This is a genomic window from Hymenobacter profundi (genome assembly GCF_019334315.1).
Classification (GTDB): domain Bacteria; phylum Bacteroidota; class Bacteroidia; order Cytophagales; family Hymenobacteraceae; genus Hymenobacter; species Hymenobacter profundi.
Genome location: NZ_JAHWGL010000002.1, coordinates 41,633 through 58,343, shown reverse-complemented (window position 1 = coordinate 58,343; position 16,711 = coordinate 41,633). Strand labels below are relative to the sequence as shown.

The 16,711-nt window shown below is 66.3% G+C and carries 20 protein-coding genes and 2 pseudogenes; 6 read left to right on the top strand and 16 right to left on the bottom strand.

What is annotated here, in order from left to right; translation table 11 throughout:
• The 4 genes from KYK14_RS01205 to KYK14_RS01190 all read right to left on the bottom strand — a co-directional run bounded on the left by KYK14_RS01205 (window position 1) and on the right by KYK14_RS01190 (window position 3,842).
• Complete coding sequence (locus KYK14_RS01205) at window positions 1–1,329, bottom strand: TolC family protein (protein WP_219156258.1); 1,329 nt, start codon at window positions 1,327–1,329, stop codon at window positions 1–3.
• Window positions 1,330–1,629: 300 nt separating this feature from the next.
• Window positions 1,630–1,770 (bottom strand): hypothetical protein, encoded by a 141-nt coding sequence (locus KYK14_RS01200; RefSeq protein ID WP_219156256.1) that lies wholly within the window; start codon window positions 1,768–1,770, stop codon window positions 1,630–1,632.
• 99 nt (window positions 1,771–1,869) lie between these two features.
• Window positions 1,870–3,162, bottom strand: a complete 1,293-nt coding sequence (locus KYK14_RS01195) for a sensor histidine kinase (protein ID WP_219156254.1) — start codon at window positions 3,160–3,162, stop codon at window positions 1,870–1,872.
• The gene (locus KYK14_RS01190; RefSeq protein ID WP_219156252.1) at window positions 3,159–3,842 is read right to left on the bottom strand and encodes a response regulator transcription factor; all 684 of its coding nucleotides are present in this window, start codon (window positions 3,840–3,842) and stop codon (window positions 3,159–3,161) included. The genes KYK14_RS01195 and KYK14_RS01190 overlap by 4 nt, the downstream gene beginning before the upstream one ends.
• Before the next feature lie 178 nt (window positions 3,843–4,020).
• Between KYK14_RS01190 and KYK14_RS01185 the strand changes: the two genes are divergently transcribed.
• The gene (locus KYK14_RS01185) at window positions 4,021–4,452 is read left to right on the top strand and encodes a PepSY-like domain-containing protein (RefSeq protein ID WP_219156250.1); all 432 of its coding nucleotides are present in this window, start codon (window positions 4,021–4,023) and stop codon (window positions 4,450–4,452) included.
• Between the two features lie 31 nt (window positions 4,453–4,483).
• Here KYK14_RS01185 and KYK14_RS01180 read toward each other — a convergent pair whose 3' ends face one another.
• The 4 genes from KYK14_RS01180 to KYK14_RS01165 are packed head-to-tail and all read right to left on the bottom strand — an operon-like array spanning window position 4,484 to window position 7,473.
• Window positions 4,484–5,254 (bottom strand): COG4705 family protein, encoded by a 771-nt coding sequence (locus KYK14_RS01180; protein ID WP_219156248.1) that lies wholly within the window; start codon window positions 5,252–5,254, stop codon window positions 4,484–4,486.
• A gap of 34 nt (window positions 5,255–5,288) precedes the next feature.
• Window positions 5,289–6,104, bottom strand: coding sequence for a phosphatase PAP2 family protein (locus KYK14_RS01175; RefSeq protein ID WP_219156246.1), 816 nt, complete (start codon window positions 6,102–6,104; stop codon window positions 5,289–5,291).
• A gap of 26 nt (window positions 6,105–6,130) precedes the next feature.
• Window positions 6,131–6,544, bottom strand: coding sequence for an EamA family transporter (locus KYK14_RS01170; RefSeq protein ID WP_219156244.1), 414 nt, complete (start codon window positions 6,542–6,544; stop codon window positions 6,131–6,133).
• Between the two features lie 14 nt (window positions 6,545–6,558).
• Complete coding sequence (locus KYK14_RS01165; RefSeq protein ID WP_219156242.1) at window positions 6,559–7,473, bottom strand: SdiA-regulated domain-containing protein; 915 nt, start codon at window positions 7,471–7,473, stop codon at window positions 6,559–6,561.
• Between the two features lie 606 nt (window positions 7,474–8,079).
• On the opposite strand from KYK14_RS01165, the gene KYK14_RS01160 reads away from it, so the two are divergent.
• The gene (locus KYK14_RS01160; protein ID WP_219156240.1) at window positions 8,080–8,409 is read left to right on the top strand and encodes a phosphatase PAP2 family protein; all 330 of its coding nucleotides are present in this window, start codon (window positions 8,080–8,082) and stop codon (window positions 8,407–8,409) included.
• A gap of 21 nt (window positions 8,410–8,430) precedes the next feature.
• Window positions 8,431–9,231 (top strand): phosphatase PAP2 family protein, encoded by an 801-nt coding sequence (locus KYK14_RS01155; protein WP_219156238.1) that lies wholly within the window; start codon window positions 8,431–8,433, stop codon window positions 9,229–9,231.
• 42 nt (window positions 9,232–9,273) lie between these two features.
• Here the strand turns inward: KYK14_RS01155 and KYK14_RS01150 are convergent, their stop codons facing one another.
• The 3 genes and pseudogenes from KYK14_RS01150 to KYK14_RS22645 all read right to left on the bottom strand — a co-directional run.
• Window positions 9,274–9,510 carry a hypothetical protein gene (locus KYK14_RS01150; RefSeq protein ID WP_219156236.1) on the bottom strand — a complete coding sequence of 79 codons (237 nt, stop codon included), beginning with the start codon at window positions 9,508–9,510 and terminating at the stop codon, window positions 9,274–9,276.
• A gap of 308 nt (window positions 9,511–9,818) precedes the next feature.
• Complete coding sequence (locus KYK14_RS01145) at window positions 9,819–10,343, bottom strand: Abi family protein (RefSeq protein ID WP_281421270.1); 525 nt, start codon at window positions 10,341–10,343, stop codon at window positions 9,819–9,821.
• Window positions 10,344–10,369: 26 nt separating this feature from the next.
• Window positions 10,370–10,543, bottom strand: a pseudogene (locus KYK14_RS22645) (Abi family protein); the annotation flags it as partial.
• Between the two features lie 14 nt (window positions 10,544–10,557).
• Here KYK14_RS22645 and KYK14_RS01135 point away from each other — a divergent pair.
• On the top strand, window positions 10,558–10,797 hold the full coding sequence (locus KYK14_RS01135) for a DUF2243 domain-containing protein (RefSeq protein WP_219156232.1): 240 nt from the start codon (window positions 10,558–10,560) through the stop codon (window positions 10,795–10,797).
• A 103-nt stretch (window positions 10,798–10,900) separates the two neighbouring features.
• Here the strand turns inward: KYK14_RS01135 and KYK14_RS01130 are convergent, their stop codons facing one another.
• Window positions 10,901–11,260: a hypothetical protein gene (locus KYK14_RS01130; protein ID WP_343217042.1), complete on the bottom strand. Its 360-nt coding sequence runs from the start codon at window positions 11,258–11,260 to the stop codon at window positions 10,901–10,903.
• Between the two features lie 226 nt (window positions 11,261–11,486).
• Between KYK14_RS01130 and KYK14_RS01125 the strand changes: the two genes are divergently transcribed.
• Both KYK14_RS01125 and KYK14_RS01120 read left to right on the top strand, forming a co-directional pair.
• Window positions 11,487–12,458, top strand: a complete 972-nt coding sequence (locus KYK14_RS01125; RefSeq protein ID WP_219156230.1) for a sterol desaturase family protein — start codon at window positions 11,487–11,489, stop codon at window positions 12,456–12,458.
• A gap of 28 nt (window positions 12,459–12,486) precedes the next feature.
• On the top strand, window positions 12,487–12,759 hold the full coding sequence (locus KYK14_RS01120) for a YgaP family membrane protein (protein WP_219156228.1): 273 nt from the start codon (window positions 12,487–12,489) through the stop codon (window positions 12,757–12,759).
• Between the two features lie 49 nt (window positions 12,760–12,808).
• On the opposite strand, the gene KYK14_RS01115 is transcribed toward KYK14_RS01120, so the two are convergent.
• The 4 genes and pseudogenes from KYK14_RS01115 to KYK14_RS01095 all read right to left on the bottom strand — a co-directional run bounded on the left by KYK14_RS01115 (window position 12,809) and on the right by KYK14_RS01095 (window position 16,702).
• Window positions 12,809–13,093, bottom strand: a complete 285-nt coding sequence (locus tag KYK14_RS01115) for a DUF202 domain-containing protein (RefSeq protein WP_219156226.1) — start codon at window positions 13,091–13,093, stop codon at window positions 12,809–12,811.
• A 32-nt stretch (window positions 13,094–13,125) separates the two neighbouring features.
• On the bottom strand, window positions 13,126–14,556 hold the full coding sequence (locus tag KYK14_RS01110; RefSeq protein WP_246601627.1) for a bifunctional metallophosphatase/5'-nucleotidase: 1,431 nt from the start codon (window positions 14,554–14,556) through the stop codon (window positions 13,126–13,128).
• Window positions 14,557–14,590: 34 nt separating this feature from the next.
• Window positions 14,591–15,340: pseudogene (locus tag KYK14_RS01105) on the bottom strand (substrate-binding domain-containing protein).
• 42 nt (window positions 15,341–15,382) lie between these two features.
• Window positions 15,383–16,702, bottom strand: coding sequence for an MFS transporter (locus KYK14_RS01095; RefSeq protein ID WP_219156220.1), 1,320 nt, complete (start codon window positions 16,700–16,702; stop codon window positions 15,383–15,385).
• Window positions 16,703–16,711 lie beyond the last annotated feature (9 nt).

Sequence of the window (16,711 nt, the reverse complement as noted above, 5' to 3'; positions counted from 1 at the left end):
CTACCAGTTCCAGTAATTGTAGGCGTTGATGAGCAGCAGGCGGTTGTTGTCAAGCAGCACCAGGTCGCGGCTGGCGGCTGCGTAGCTCTTGAGCACCTGCACGTAGTTGATGACCGAGAGCTGGCCGGCGATGACCTCGCGCTTGTAGGAGTCGAGCAGCGAGCGGTAACTGGCCAGCTGCGCGCGGGCTAGGCGCTGGCGCTCCTCCAGGGCCCGCAGCTCGCCCAAAATGCGCTGCTCGCGCACGGGGTTCACGGTCTGAAAGTTCTGGCGCGCCTGCTGCACCGAGCGCAGCAGGATGCCGGTGCGCTGCCGGCTCAACTCGCGCTGGTGCCCGTCGAAGAGAAACAGCGAAAAGCTCAGCCCGGCGCTGGTGCCGAAGCGGTTGGGGATGTCGCCGAACGACACGGCGTTCAGGCCCCCGTTCACGAAGGCGCTGGCCTGGGGCCGGTAGCGCAGCTCGAACACCTGCTGGGTGGCGGCCAGCCCGAGGCTGTCGAGGCGGTAGCGCTCCAGAAAGCGGGGGGCGGCCACCGGCGTGCGCTGCAGCGTCACGTTGGGCGCGGGCAGCACCACTTCCGTGGTGTCGCCGATGCCGCTGAGCACGTTGAGGTCCAGCAGGTCGCGGCGGTAGGCGGCCCGGTAGGTGTTCAGGGCCAGCTGCTGGGTTTGCTGCTCGATGGTGAGCAGGGTGTAGTCGGACTGCTTGAGCAGGCTGGCCTCCACGAGCTTGCGCACCAGCAGGCTTTGGGTGTTGAGGATGGCGAGCAGCTCGCGCACGTAGGTGAGCTGCTCCAGGTCCTGCCGGCAAAGGATGTACTGGTCGGCCACCAGCTTTTCCAGGTCGTGCACCGAGAGGCGGGCCAGGTTTTGCTGGCTCAACGCCAGGTTCTGGGTTTGCTGGGCGTACACGTTGTAGCGACCCGTGGCAAACAGGGGCTGCGTGAGCTGCACCAGCCCCTGGTAGAGGGCCCCGTTGCTCAGGGCCTTGTCGTAGCCGGTGTAGTTGGTGGCGTTTTCGCCGGAGTACAGCAGCTTGGTCTGCCCGTTGTCGTGGGAGAGCACCGGGGCCACGAGGTAGTTGCCACTCACCGTGACCTGGGCGCGGGTGTAGAGGGCGCGCAGGCGCTGGGCTTCGAGGCCGGCGGCCTGCACCTGGTTCTGGGCGTCGCGGGCCAGGGGGCTGTTCTGCTGGGCCTGGGCCAGGTAGTAGGCCAGGTCCCGCACTGGCGGGGCCGCGGGGGCGGACGCCGGCTGCGCCCGGGCCGCAAAGCTGGCCAGCAGGCCGGGCAGCAGCCAGGCCAGGGCTGTAAGGCGGGGGAATTTCATGCGTTGGGAATTCGGGAGGCGGGTAGGGGCCGGCCAGCCCCTTGCGGGTTAAGCTCGGCGCAGGTGATGCAGCGCGGCCGGGTTTCTTCTTTCTGCTTAGGCTCGTAGTATTGCCACTCGCCGCTGGCCTTTACTTTTCAAGCACGCTAGTTAAAGCTATGCCCTTTAGGGCAAGACTTTAGTTGCTACTCACTTCTATGCTCGAAGCGTCACTTTCGCTTCGTTGTAGAAAAGCGAGCAGTCAGGGCGACCGGCTTTAGCCGAAACCGCCGAATTTCATTCGCCTTCAAACCTATGGACTTACAGTCCATAGTCGTTTAGTTGCTGGCCCACCGGGCACTCGTCGTTGTCGTGGAAAGGGTAGCGCTCCGGCTCGGGGGCCGGGGCCATGATGCCCGTGGGGTGCGCCGTGTGGTGGAAGAAAGGTTGGGTATGGGCCATGGACGGATAAGAGCTGAGACGCGGGATAGGGCCTGCCGCTGCCAGATAAGCCGGCAAGCTACCGGCCAATTCTGAGCAGGTTCGGAGTACCCGCTCCCTTTAGCTCAACTGCACGGTGAAGCGGTGCCGGTTGGGGGCGGCAAAGTTGTAGCGCAGGGCCAGCGCGCAGGTGTCGCACACCTGCCGGGCAATGGCCAGCCCCAGTCCCACACCGCCGGGCGCGCTGAGGGCGTCCTTGCGGAAGCGGGCAAATTCCTCCCCCAGGGGCAAGGGCACCGGCCGGCCGGTGTTTTCCACCACCAGCTCCGTTGCGTTCAGGTGCACGCCGATGGTGCCGCCCGGCACGTTGTGGCGGATGGCGTTGCTGAGCAGGTTGCTCACCAGGATTTCCATCAGCGTCTGGTGGGCCTGCACCAGGCCGGGCGCCGCCAGCCGCAGCTCCAGGGCGAGGCCGGCGGCTGCTACCTGCTCCTGCAGCTGGGCGGCCACGCTTGCCACCACTGCCCGCAGGTCCACCGGCTCGTCGGCGGCAAACTGCTGGTTTTCCAGGCGCGCCAGCAGCAGCAGGCTGCGGTTGAGGCGGGAGAGGCGCTGCGTGACGGCGATAAGCGCCTCCACGTGCCGGGCCTGTCCCTCGGTCAGGTCGGAGCCCTGGGCCAGCAGCTCCAGCTTGGTGTGCTGCACGGCCAGGGGCGTCTGCATCTCGTGGGCCGCGTTTTCAGTAAATTCCTTCTGGCTCAAAAACTGGCGGCGGTGCTGGGTGAGCAGCTCGGTCAGGGCTTCGTTCAGCTCCCCGAACTCGCGGATGGCGGTGGGCGCCAGCGCCACCGGCGCGCGCTGGTCGAGCCGAAAGCGCCGCAGCTGGGCCAGCGTCTGGTAGAAGGGCCGCCACAGCCGGCGGGCCACCCGCTGCTGCACCAGCACCAGCCCGCCGAGCAGCACCACCAGCAGCCCAGCCTGCGCCAGGGCAATGGCCGCGAGCAGGTCCTCGTCTTCCACCAGCGAGTTGCGCAGCACCAGCCGGTAGGGCCGGCCCTGGTAGCGCACGGTGGTAACGAGCGTGCGGTAGGGCTCCATCTCGTGGGCCAGGCTGTCGTAGCGCAGCTCGCCGAAGAGGCGGTCGGGCTCGGCGGTGGGCGCGGGGAGCGGTTGGATTTCCAGGTCGCGGTTCAGCTTCATCCACAACGCCAGGTCGGCCGGCGAGGGCACCAGCGGCAGCTTGCTCACCACCTCCTCGCGGCGCAGCAGCAGTGCCTCGTCCACGTCGGCGTAGTAGAGTTGGCGCAGCACGTAGTAAAACACGAAGGTGCCCGCCACCAGCACCACCCCGGCGTAGGCAAGCTGCGCCCGCAGGGTGCGCATGAGCAGCTGTATCGGGCGCGGCGCGCTCATGCGGCGGCCAGCTCGAAGCGGTAGCCCAGGCCGTACACGGTCAGGATGCACTCGCCCAGGCCGGCCTCGGCCAGCTTGCGCTTGAGGTTCTTGATGTGGGTGTACACCGGCTCGTAGGAGTCGAAGTGCTCGGCGATGTCGCCCGAGAGGTGCTCGGCGATGGTCGACTTCATCACGACCCGGTTCTGGTTGGCCAGCAGCAGCAGCAGCAAATCACACTCGCTGCGGGTCAGCGCCAGCGGCTCCCCGTTTACGCGCACGGTGCGCAGGAGCACGTCCACGGCCAGCGGACCGGCCTGCACCAGGTTCGAGCCGTTGAAGTGGCGCCGCCGCACCAGGGCCGCGATGCGGGCGCTCAGCTCCGAGAGGTGGAAGGGCTTGGGCAGGTAGTCGTCGGCCCCCAGGTGCAGGCCGGCGATGCGGTCGTCGAGCGCGTCGCGGGCCGAGGTGATGATGACCCCGTCGGCCTTCTGCCGCTGCTGGAGCTGGCGCAGCAGCTCCAGGCCGTCGCCGCCGGGCAAAGTCAAATCCAGCAGGATGCAGTCGTAGTCGTAGAGCAGCATCTTCTCCTCGGCCGCGGCGTAGGTACTGGCCACCTCGCAGCGGTACTGCTCGCCCTCCAGGTAGCTCACTAGGCTGGCGGCCAGTTCGGCCTCGTCTTCGACAATCAGGAGTTTCATGGGCGGATGGCCTTCAGGACGTAGTAAGAATACAAAGAGGCGGCAAGAAATACCTGCCGGTGCGTGGCGGCCTTGCCGACCACTTGGTTTATTTTCAGGCTATTCATTGTGCTCAGACATTGCTCAGAATCAGCAGGTAACCTTGTGTACTTATTTCACTTGCTTATTTCTGAATTCCATGAAAAAGACCTTGTTTTCGGCCCTGCTCACCGTGCTTGCCTGGGGCGCGCAGGCCCAGATGCTGAAGCCCGCCCAGGTGCCCGCCGCCGTCCGCGCCACCTTCAAAGCCAAGTTCCCCTTAGTGAAAACCAACTCGTGGGAGAAGGAAGGTGACAAGTACGAAGCCGGATTCAAACAGAATGGCGTTACGATGTCGGCCATCATTACCCCCACCGGGGCACTGGTCGAAACCGAGTCGGACATCTCACCGGCCAAGCTGCCCGCCGCTGTGCGCGCCAGGCTGGCCCGTGACTACAAAGCCTACCAGGTGACCGAAGCAGCCGTTCTGGTATCGGCCAGTGGGGCCACTACCTACGAGGCCGAAGTGAGCAAGGGCGGCAAATACCAGGACGTGGTGTTCAACGCCGATGGCTCGCTGGTGAAGAAGTAGTGCGCAACTGCTCCGAAAACAGACCGGGCATTCACTCGCCCGGTCTGTTTTCGTTTGCGCCGGGTTTCGCCAGTTGGTTGGGGTTGTGTTTCAAAGAATTGTATCCGACCAGCACGGCTAGCATAATGAACAGAATGAGGGAAGAGCCCTGCGTGCCAAAACCGAGGCCGTGCTGGTCGGGTGCCTTGGTCAGCAAATCGCCAAAAGTGGCGCCGAAGGGCCGGGTAAGCACGAAGGCCAACCAAAACAGCAGCACCCGCGAAATGCTCGTCGCGTAGTACGCCAGTACCACCAGGGCCAGCAGCGAGCCGATGAGCAGCGCCCCGCCCCCGAAGCCCAGGCCGGAGTCGTCGGCCAGGTAATCACCCAGGGCTGTGCCCAAGGTGTTGGAAACCAAGATGGCCGTCCAGTAGAACAGTTCCCCGCGGCGAGTGGTAACGTTGCTGACCGACAAAGACTTTTCGCTAACCTGCCACACCCCCAGCACCACGGCCAGAATGCTGACCAGAATGAGCGCGCCCGCGGCGTAGCCCAGGCCCAGGGTGCGGTCCATGTAATCGGACATGGTGGTGCCGGCCGTGCTGGTCGCCAGTATCACGGCCCAGTACAGCACCGGGATGTAGCGGGTCACGGCCAGCTGAGCCACCAACACAACCAGAAAAATACCTATCAGAATCAAGGAACTGGTGCCGTAGCCTACGTTCATGGTTTGCGCCAGCAGGTCGCCGGCCGTCTCGCCCAGCGTAGTAGCGCAGATTTTCATCACCCAGAATAGCAGGGTTACTTCGGCTATCTTCTTCATGGCAGCGTCTGGTTGGAGGCAGTATACGACAAGCTTACCGCGGCTGCCAGTTCAGGGAAAGTCCGGTAGCCCCGGCATAGTACAGCGGCGTGACGTGCAGGCTGCTGGCCGTGCCACCGGGCTTGTGGCCCCAGCGGTAGCGGTGGGTGAGGTAGCCCAGGTGAGCCGAGAGGATGCCAAAGCCCGCGCCGGCCACCACGTCGGACTCCCAGTGCTTGTCGTTAATCATGCGCAGGGCCGCTACGCCCGAGGCCAGGGTATAGGCGCCGATGCCGTACCACTGGCTTTTGTCGCGCAGCTCGGTGTGCAGGATGCTGGCGGCCAGAAAGGCCTGCGCCGTGTGGCCCGAGGGAAAGGCCGTGGGCGTGCCGTCGGGCCGGTCGATGTTGGTGGCGTACTTGACGATGAACACGCTGGAAACCATAATCAACTCACTTTTCAGGATGACCAGGCCCAGGTTCACCCGGTCGTTGCGGGATTCCACGCCGGCCAGCAGCACCCCGCCCAACTCCAGGTAGGGCGCAAACTGCAGGAAGTCGTCCACGTGGGTATGGCGGCCGGGCCCGAAGAGGTGGTTGATGTCACTCTTGGCGTCGTAGCTGCTGTAAAAGCCGTGGCCGTGAATGGTGCTGATGCCGTAGCCGATGAGCACCGCCGGCACGACGCTGGCCCGAAATCCCTTGCTCTGGAAAAAGCTTTTTTTCACCACCGCCCCCACGCCGGTCGCGGGGCGCTCGAATTTGTGCAGGGTGTCGGCCGCTGGCTTGGGCACCTGCTGCGCACGGGTGGGAGAGAAGGGAGCGGCAAGCAGCAAGCTCAGACCCACGGATTTGAAGAGGGGAAAACGCATAACAGAACCTACTTGGTGAATAAGGCTTAAAAAATCAGCACCAGCGTGCCGCCAATAATCATGGCGGCGCCCAGGCCCGTGTGCCAGGTCAGCTTTTCGCCCAGAAACACCACCGACAGCACGATGGCAATGGCCACGCTGAGCTTATCAACCGGAGCCACCTGCGACACCTTGCCCAGCTGCAGGGCCCGGAAGTAGAACACCCAGGAAAGCCCGGTTGCCAGCCCCGAGAGGCCGATAAAAATCCAGTTGGTGCGGGTCAGGTCGCCGATGTGCTCCAGCCCGCCCCGGAAGTACACAATGCCCCAGGCCAGCACCAGAATCACCACCGTGCGGATGGCCGTGGCCAGGTTGGAGTCGACGCCCTTGATGCCGATTTTGGCCAGCACGGCGGTGAGGGCCGCGAACACGGCCGAGAGAAGCGCATATATCCACCACATGAGGCTACAGAGGGTTAGGGTTGGGCAGGCGTTTCGGTGAAGCGGTACAGGCGGCCCTGGCCTTTTTTGCTGCCCGCTTCGCTCGACACCAGCAGGTCGCCGTTCGGCGCGAAGGCCAGGCCTTCGGGCTGCGGAAACCGGGCCGGGTCCAGGGTTTGGGCAGCCACCAGGCGGCCCTGCGCGTCGAGCTCCACCAGGTCGTTGCCGCGGGCCGAGAGCACGAACACGTGGTGGGTGCGCGGGTGCACGGCCACGGCCGAGGGCGCAAACTGACTTAGCCGGCCGGCTTTCTTGGCGGCTTTGCCCCGCCGGGCCGCGTCGGGCGAGCGGGCCAGGATGGCCTCGATGTCGAGCACGTAGGCCGGCGTGGGCTCGATGCGGTAGGAGGTGGGGTTGAGGCGGTAGACGGCCCGCTTGGTGTCGCCAAGGCCCGCGCCGGGCTCGCCCTTGCAGGCCACGAGCAGGGTCTGGCTGCTGGCGTCGTAGGTGAGGCCTTCGGGCTCGTTGGCGGCGCTCAGGCCGGTGGCGTAGGTGGTGGTCACCCGGCCGCTGCGCTTGAACAATGTGCCGTCGCTGCGCAGAATAAGGTAGCCGCCGGGCACCCGCGCCACGTCCTCGTAGTCGCCCTTGGGCCCGAACTGCACGGTGCTGTCCAGGCGCTGGGTGCGCAGGTTGTAGAAATAGAGCGTGCCCGACTCGTCCTCGATGCCGGCCAGCTGCTCGTCGCCCACCAGGGTGTGTCCGGACAGCTCCTGCAGCTCCGGCGGCACGGCGTACGTCACGGCGGGCCGGGTGAAGTTGTAGGCGCTGGCCGCCGGGCTGCCCGCCGAGACCGGTGGCGAGGTCGTCAGCGGCCGGGTGGGGTCGGAAGCCGGGGGCGTATTGCCGCAGCCAGTGAGCAGCAGGGCGGCGAAAAGGGGTTTGAGCATGAGATGGACAAGTCGTTTGGAGCCGCAAGGCTACAAGCCAATTTTGAGTTAATTCGGAGCATGGGGCGGGAAGCCCCGGCAGGCCCCAAAAGCAGCGCAAGGCGCGGGGAAGCGCCAGCGCGCCGGGGTGCTGCATGCTCAAGCTTTGCTCAGAATGCGGCCGTAATCTTGGGCACCGGCCCCGGTTGGGGTTGGCCTCACGCTGAAAATGCCCGCCATGAGCAATGCGCGATTAACCGTTTTTTGGCCCCTGTTCCGTCCTCCCTACCGGCGCTTGGCGTGGCTGCTGCTGCTGGGGGTGGTCGTGCCCTGGGGCCTCTTCGTGCGGGTGGGGTGGGAGATTCACGAGCAGGAAGGCTTTGCCGGCGACCAGCAGGCCCTGCGCCTGGTGCATGCCCACGCCACGCCGGCCCTTGATACGGTGAACCTGCTGCTGACCCGCGCGGGCGGCCCGCCCTGGATGGCGCTGGCCAGCGGGATGATTTTTGCATGGCTGCTGTGGCGGAAGCAGCGGCGCCGGGCGTTGTTTTTCGGGGTTGCGGTCGTCGGCGCGGCCGCCCTTAACCTGCTGGCCAAAGCGCTGCTGGGGCGCCCGCGGCCCACGCTGTGGGTGTCGCGCTGGCCCCGGAGACCTCGACGAGCTTTCCCAGCGGGCACGCCATGGGCACGGCCGCGCTGGCCCTCACCCTGGGCCTGCTGCTGGCCCGCTCGAAGTGGCGCTGGCCGGCCTGGGTGCTCGGGGGCCTCTTTGTGCTGGGCGTGGGCTTTTCCCGCGTGTATCTGGGCGTGCACTACCCCAGCGACGTGCTCTCGGGCTGGGTGGCCTCCGTGGGGTGGGTGACGAGCGTGCACGTGTTGTTTTCGCCCACCCTGCGGGCGTTTTGGGGCTCGGTCCGGCACCGGCACCAGGCCCACCGCCACCGCCAACCTTCCTGACCGCCCTAGCCACTGCGCCTCATGCTTTCATTGCCTTTCCGTTTTTCCGCCGGCTTCGGGCTGGTTGCCCTTTTGTTAACAGGCAAAAGCTGGGCCCAGGCGCTGCCCCTGCCCGTGGCGCCGGCGGATTCCATTTCCGTCACGGTCCGACCGCTGCACCCGTACCGCCCGACGCTGCGCCAGCTGGCGCTGCCGGCGGCACTGCTGGGCGTGGCCGTGCTGAGCACCGAGGGCGTGGATGCGCTGGAAACCGACGAAGCCGTGCAGGAGGAAGTGCGGGAGCATTTTCCCCGTTTTCAAACGTCTCTGGATGACCAGCTGCGCCACGTGCCGGCCGTGGCCACGCTGGGCCTGAGCCTGGTCGGGGTGAAGGGCGTGCACAGCACGGCCAACCAGGGGGTGATTTTCTTTCTGGCCTACACCATCAACAACACGCTGACCAGCAACCTCAAGAACCTGGCGCAGGTGGAGCGGCCCTACGGCAACCAGGACTATAGCTCCTTTCCCAGCCAGCACACCAGCGCGGCGTTTGCCGCGGCCACCTTTATGCACCGCGAGTACGGCGGCCGCAGCGTCTGGTACAGCGTGGGCGGCTACTCGGTAGCCACGGCCACGGCGGCCATCCGGGTGCTGGGCAACAAGCACTGGCTGTCCGACGTGCTGGCCGGGGCCGGGGTGGGCATCCTGTCCACGGAGCTGGCCTACTGGGCCTACCCACTGGTGCACCGGGTGCTGCTGCGCGGCCTCAACGACCGGGCCATGGTAACTCCCTATTACTCGAACGGGGCCGTAGGCGCGGCCGTGGGCATTGTCCTGCCCTAATTGCTGACACCGGGCTGGGGCGCCCTGTTGGAATGATAGTGCCTAAAGCGGGTCCGCATCAAAAGCCGCCAGTTCGGCTTTAAAACGGTTTAACCGGCCTTCCGTGGCCAGGAAAAACAAGTAGCGCCGCTTGCCCGCCACCGGTCCCATCTCGAAGCCGATGTGTTGGGCCTGGTAGCCAAATACGCCCAGCAGGGTTCCAACCAACGCGGGCTCTGCCTGGAGCAAAGGGCCATAGTATACTTTGTGCAGCGCTTCCTCGTCAACGGGCTTGCCCAACTCCTGGCATTGAGTGAGCAGGTCGGCTAGCGCCGCGGGCTCGACCTGCGAAAATAGCCCCGCACCAGGCGCAGGCCCTCTTCGTAGTCGACGCCGAGCGCGGCATTGAACGTGGGGAAATCAAGATAAGTCATGGTCAGTTTAGGGGAGCAAAAAGCCTAATCGGCTACCCGCGCTGCGCCGGCACAGGACGCAGGGGGCTGGATAAGGGGGGTAGAACGCGGGCAAATATAGAAATCAGCGGCAACGGGGTGCGCTCCTTAGCAGGAGCTGCGCGCCGCGCGGCCCCAGCCTTCACCCCCCAATTTTTATCCGTGCTTATAGCTCCAGCCACATGATTTCCTTGTCCCACCCCACCGGGAACCCCATGTGCTGGCGGTGCAGGCCGAGGCCGACGATGTCGTACTCGTGGAGCAGGCGCACCGCTTTCTAGCCAAAGCGGGACGTGTGGCTGACCTGCACCATCCCTTGGTGTTAATGGCCGTCACGTTGGGTTCGGTCAGCCAGTACCCGGCGTGGCCCCGCTGGTTGGAGAGCATCGACTTCATGGCAATGTCCCACAGGCGGTCGTGGTGGGCGCACTTGTTGCGGACGAAATTGATGCTGTGCATCCAGGAGTCAAACACCCGCAGGGCCACGTTGAAGTGGTTGGCGATGGCCAACCTGGGCTTGGCATCAACGAACAAGTGGAAGAGCTTGTGCAGGGTGCCGAAGGAGAGCAGCTCCAGCACCATCCAGGCGGGCGGGTTGCGGGGCTGGTCGTAAAAGCGGTAGTAGTCGGCGATAAAAGTTTTGCCCTGTGCCCGGGACAATTTGCCTCGAATCGTAGCCAGCGGCTTGGCCGAGGCCGCTTGCTCATCGGGGTGCCGCGCTTGAAGTAGCGCGGTTGCTCGTACCAGTTGTTATCGCCGGTGTAGCGGGTGATGTGGTAGATGATTTGGGTGCGAAACGAGATTTCCAGCCGCTCAATGGCCTCCAGGCAGAGGAGGCGCAGCTGTTTGTCGAACTGGTAGCGGTGCAGGATGTCGTCCAGCGTCGTGCCGCGACGTGCCCTGGTCGGGCCGCAGCTTCAGCGGGGCGTTGATTCTGGGCTGGGGCCTGTTCAACGTCATCGAAGGCATCATCGACCACGAAGTCCTGGGCCTGCACCACGTGTACGAGTACACCGATAACCACCTGCCCGCTGACCTGGGCTTTCTCGCCTTTGGCGCCTTGCAGCTCGCCCTGGGCTGGGCGCTGATTCGCGCGGGCCGGGTGGATGCTGAGCCAGCTGCCGGCCGGCGGTAAAATCGGCTGCTTACAATTCTGAGCAGCGTGGGGTAATGCTTTGCTTGCGGGGCATCGCCCCCACGTATGTCCGCGCTGCCCGCGGTACGCGCCGTGCCCAGTGCTAGCGCTGCGCGCCTTCCCAGGCTTGGTCCGGGCGGCGGGGCGTAACGCCGGCAAAGTCGCCGCGTAGGGCTTTAAGCGCGTACTTCTCCGCGTCGATTTCCCGGCGCGTGCGGTAGCCCAGCTTGCGGAACACCGGCAGCGGCGGGCACCAGCCCTGTAGCGCGTGCCAGAGCAGAAACGAGGAAACGACGCCGGGCAGCACCAGCCAGCGCCGGCTTACGGCGCGGCTGGCCGCAAACCCCAGCAGCGAGAGGGTGGAGGCGTTGGCCATGAGCACCCGGTCCAGGTCCCACTCCTGGTCCAGCTCTTCGATGCGTTTTTCCAGCGCCTCGGGGCCGGCCTCGGCGCATTTTCGCACGCAGGCGGCCGCCTCGCGGTCCAGCTGCTGGTTGGTTTCGGAAGAGGTGCGGCGGCGGCTGGGGTCGTGCGATATGGCGGCGAAGAGTGAAAAGGCGGGGTACTAGCGCATAGTAAACGCTCCTCTGCCCTACGCGGGCCGGCTCAATCCGTTGCCAGGAGCCACGCCGTAGGTTGAACCTCCCCGGGCCGCCGCACCAAGTGCCCATTTTATTTGTTATCAGCCCATGACGCTATTGCTGCAGCTCAGTACCGATTACGGCCAGGTGGTGCACGACTCGTTCACGGGCTACGGGCACTACTTGCTCACGGAGGTCCTGCACCCGCACTGGGGCAACTACTTCTACTGGCTGGTGGCCATCTCGCTGGGCTTTTGGGGGCTGGAGCTGGCCTGGCCGTGGCGGCGCGACCAGGGCGCGTTCCGGCAGGACTTCTGGCTGGACGTGTTTTACATGTTCTTCAACTACTTCCTGTTTTCGCTCGTCGTCTACAACGCCCTCTCCAACGTCTTCGTCCAGCTTTTCAAGGACGGGCTGGGGCTGGTCGGCATCCACAACCTGGTGGCCGTCGAAATCGGGAACTGGCCGCTGTGGGCGCGGCTGCTGACGCTGTTCGTTGTGCGCGACTTCATTCAGTGGAACGTGCACCGGCTGCTGCACCGCGTGGGCTGGCTCTGGGCCTTCCACCAGGTGCACCACTCGGTGGAGGAAATGGGCTTTGCCGCCCACCTGCGCTACCACCCCGTCGAAACGGTGGTGTACCGCTTCTTCGAGTACGTGCCGCTGGCGATGATAGGCTTCGGGCTCACCGACTTTTTCCTGGTGCACCTGTTCACGCTCGCCGTGGGCCACTTCAACCACGCCAACCTCTACGCGCCGCTCGGGCCGCTCAAGTACCTCTTCAACAACCCCCAGACCCACCTGTGGCACCACGCCCAGGAGCTGCCCGAGGCAAGGCGCCACGGGGTGAACTTCGCCCTCACGCTCACCGTGTGGGACTACCTGTTCAAAACAGCTTACGTGCCCACCGAGCAGGCCGACCTGCCCCTGGGCTTTGAGGGGGTTGAGCACTACCCCGCTACCTTCCTAGCCCAGCAGGTGGAGCCCTTCGCGCAACTGGCCCGGCCCTCGGCCCCGGCGCTGCCCGCTGCCCTCCCGGCGGTGGCCACGCCGCCCCGATTGCCGTATAGCCCCGGGTAACCCGAATACTTTTCTTTCCCCGCTCTTTATGGATAATCTCCTGCGTTTAATTGCGTCGCCCGGTGGCCGCGCCGCCCGCATTGCCATCGGCACCACCCTCATCGGCACGGGCCTGGCCCTGGGCCGCAAAGGCTGGGGCCTGTCCGTGGCGGGCCTGCTGCCGCTGGCCATGGGCGCCTTTGACTGGTGCCTGCTCTCCCCGCTGGCGGGTTTACCTTTTGATGGGCCGAAGCTGCGCGAGGTGCTCGGCCCAGTGCCCGAGGAAGCCGGGCCCGCTAGCTCCCTGGGTAGCCATAGCTAGCCGCCCTTTCCCGGCTCTGTTCTTTTCCCCAACTGCCCGCTCCGGCCGCCTATGGCGTAACCGGGGCGGGCAGTCGGCATTCCTCCATCTCGCGCCGCCGCATCCGAAAGCGCAGCCAGCCCACCAGCAGCATGATGCCCGCCACTCCCAGCGCCCCGTAGCCGATGCCGGCCCCGCGCAACGGATGCAGCTGAATCAGGGCCAGCCCAAAGCCCACCAGGGCCAGGCTGGTGCGCAGGTAGGTAAGGAAGGTGCGCTCGTTGGCCATGCGCGTGCGGGCAGCGGCCAGGCGCTGCTGGTCGTAGTTGGCGGGAAGGGGAGCAGGAGACGGCATGGAGGCAAGCAGGCAAGGCGGAGGTAACCCGCTTATACGACGGTAAACGTGTCGCGCGCGTGCACGACCAAGGGCCGGTGCATCTTTAGAAAAGCCCGCATGGCGGCCACGGCGTGCTGGCCGGTTTTTTGGCGGTTGCGGCCCAACTGGTGCGGCACGCCCTGCGAGGTGATGAAGGCGGCCGTGTAGGTGCGGGCCGGGTCCAGGGGCTGGCCCTGCACGAACACGGTTTGCAGGCGGCTGCCTTTCGGGTTTTCGGCCTTGAAGTAGGCGCGCAGGCCCAGGGCCCGCTTCACGTAGCCGCCCATCTGGTGCAGCGGGTTCTGGCTGTAGGTGCCTTCGAGGTTCTTCTCCAGCAGCTCGTGCAGCTCGGCTCCGGTCAGCTCCACGGTTTCAATCTCGGGGTCCATGGGCACGAGGTTGTAGAGGTCGTTGAGCTGCACCGGGCCGGGCGGGATGGGCGCGCCGTAGCGCCAGCCGTTGGAGAAGTACAGGTCGGCCGGCACCAGCGCCTGCAGGCTGGCCAGCAGAAAATCATCGGCCGGGCACTCCACTGAGGTGCCCCGGTGCAGGCCGGTGGCCGTGACGCCGACCACCTCGCGCAGCTCGGCAAAGGGCACCAGCGCCGCGTCAATGCGCGCCTGCAGGGCCGCGTCGGGCACAATGTCCTCGCTGATTTCGTGCAGCTCGTGGGCGTGGCCCGTCACGCGGCCGTTCTCGATGGTGAGCGTGAGCCGGCCCAGAAAGGAGCCGTGCGACCCCGACTGAATGACCAGCGCGCCGCCGGCCACGAAGGGCTGGTACAGGCGGTTATGCGTGTGGCTGCTCAAACACACGTCGATGCCGGGGCAGCCTTCGAGCAGGGCCACGTCCTGCGGGAAGCCGCAGTGCGAGAGCAGGATAACGAGGTCGGCGCGCTCCTGCTCTCGCAGGCGCTGCACGTGGCCCGGTAGCTCGGCCGCGCCGTCGGTGAAGCGCAGGCCGGTGCTGAAGTGGGCGGGCATGGTCTTGTCCACGATGGGGCAGGCCAGGCCCACCACGCCCACGCGCAGGCCGGCCACTTCCAGCAGCAGGGTGGGGGCGTAGGCCAGCGCGCCGCTGTCCCGGTGAAACACGTTGGCCGCCAGCAGCGGGTAGCTTAGCCGGCCCACCAGCTCCCGCAGGTGGGCCGGGCCGTAGGCAAAGTCCCAGTGCGCGGTCATGGCCGCGAAGCCCAGCTCGTTGAGGATGGGAGGCAGGATGTCGCCTTGGGTAGCCACCACCGGCCGGGTGCCGTGAAACGTGTCGCCCCCGTCGAAGAGCAGGCTGTCCGGGTAGGACTGACGCAACGCGCCGAGCAGGCTGGCAATGCGGGCGTAGCCGCCGCAGCGGCGGTATTCGGGGCCGGCGGGGCCGTAAAACACTTCCTGGTGCGGGTTCAGGTAGCCGTGCACGTCGTTGAGTTGGAACAGGGTCAGGTTCATGGGCAGGCGGGGAAAGGAGGAATAGTCAGGGTCCTTATTGCCAGCCCCAGCGACGGAAAATGGCGTGGCCGGCGTCGGATTGCAGAAAGGCCACGAACTGCGCGGCGGCCGCGGCCTGGGTGGTGCGCGCGGTCAGGGCCACCGGGGTGCCCCGGCTCACGCGCTGGGCGCGGGGCAGTCGCACGAGCTGCGAGCCGGGCAGGCGCGGCTGCCAGGAGGCGTAGGTAATCCAGGCATCGAAGCCCAGCGGCTCCTGCTGCCAGAGGGCCACGGCCTCGGCGCTGGTTTTCACGGAGCGGGCCACGTTGCGCTGCAGGCCGGCAATCAACTCCGTGCTGCGAGCCATGTCCTCGGTCATGCCCAGCTGGCCGGCGCCGTTCACGTCGAGCAGGCGCACGCCCGGCCGGGCCAGGTCCTGCAGCCGGTGCAGGTCCTTGGGGTTGCCGGGGCGCACCAGCACGGCCGCCTCGCGGGCGTAGAGGCTCACGCGGGTTTTCTCGTTGAGAAAGCCGGGGTGGGCCAGCACGGTTTGGGTGAGCATGTACTAGGCCCCGCCGTATACCACGTCAGCGTCCTGCAAAGCCTTCTCCAGCCACTGCGCCTCGGGGCCGGCGGTTACGTCCACGGCCACGCCGGTTTGCTTGGTGAAGGCCGCCGCGCAGGCTTTCATCGGCTCGGCCGGGCCGCCGGGGCCGTACACGTGCAGGGGTTGGCCGTGCGCGAGCAAGCTCAGGCTCAAGCTGCTAATGAGCAGCAACAGGAAACGACGGGGGCTTTCGAGCATGGGTCGGGAGGATAAAGGGGAAGAAATGGCCGGCGGGGCGGCCTAGCCGGCCGGGGCCGGGCACGAACGAAGGGAAAACCGCCGCTCGCGGCCGGCCGGTAAAAAACCAGTCGCCGGGCGCGGGCAGGCCGGGGCGGTGCCGGGGGCGCTAGCGGCATCGGGCAGACAATACATGCGGGAACGCACCACCAGCGCCGAAAGCACCGTGAGCCCGCCAATGGCCGCCAGCGCGGCCGAAAGCCCGAACGCATCGGCCAGCATGCCAGTGAGCAGAGCCCCGATGGCGTAGCCCGCGTCGCGCCAGAAGCGGAAGATGCCCACGCTGCGTGCCCGCTGCGGGGCCGGGGCGTACTCGCCCACCGCCGCCAGAAACGTAGGGTACACCAGCGCCGTGCCGGCCCCGAGCAGCGCGGCCAATCCCAGGAACGCGGGGTAGGAACCAACAAAGAGCATGGCCAGCAGCACCGCGCCCTGCAGCAGCATGCCCCAAAACAGCAGGTCTTTCTTGCAGAGGCGGTCGGCCAGCGGGCCGGTCAGCAGCTGTCCCAGGCCCCACACGCCCGGGTACACGGCCGCCACGGTGCCAATCTGCGTCAGCGTAAAGCCTTTGCCGGCCAGCAACAGCGGCAGCAACCCCCACACCATGCCGTCGTTGAGGTTATTCACCAAGCCGGCCTGCGTGACGGAGCCCAGGTTGGGGTGGCGCCAGGTCACGTCCCAGAACGACAGCGTGGGCCCCGCGGGGCCGGCGGGCGTTTGCGCCACTTCCAGCGCCACGTGGGCCCGGGTGTCGCGCACCAGCAGGGAGCTCAGCAAACCCATCCCGGCCAGCCCCAGGCCCAGGTAAAACGGATAGGGCCGCAGGCCGTACTCGGTGGCCAGCCAGCCCGAGGCGAAGGCGGTAGCGCCCACCGCAAGGTAGCCGGCCGACTCGTTCAACCCCATGGCCAGCCCGCGCTGCCGGGGACCCACCAGGTCCATCTTCATCACCACGGTGCTCGACCAGGCCAGCCCCTGGTTCAGGCCCAGTAGGACGTTGGCGGCAATCACCCAGCCCCAGCTCGGGGCCCAGAGCAGCAGCAGCGGCACGGGCAAGCCGAAGAGCCAGCCGATGAGCAGCAGGTTTTTGCGCCCCACCCGGCCGGCCCAGGCGCCGGCGTAGTAATTGGCCGCGGCCTTGGTCAGCCCGAAAACGACGATGAACGAGAGAATGGCCGAGCGGGCCACCAGGTGAAACTCCTGCTCGGCCAGCCGGGGCAGGATGGTGCGCTCCAGCCCCACCATGCCCCCCACGAAGGCATTGATGAGCACGAGCAGGCTGAATTGCCGCCAGTTGGCGCGCAAACCGAGTTGAATGGCCATCGGGCGTAG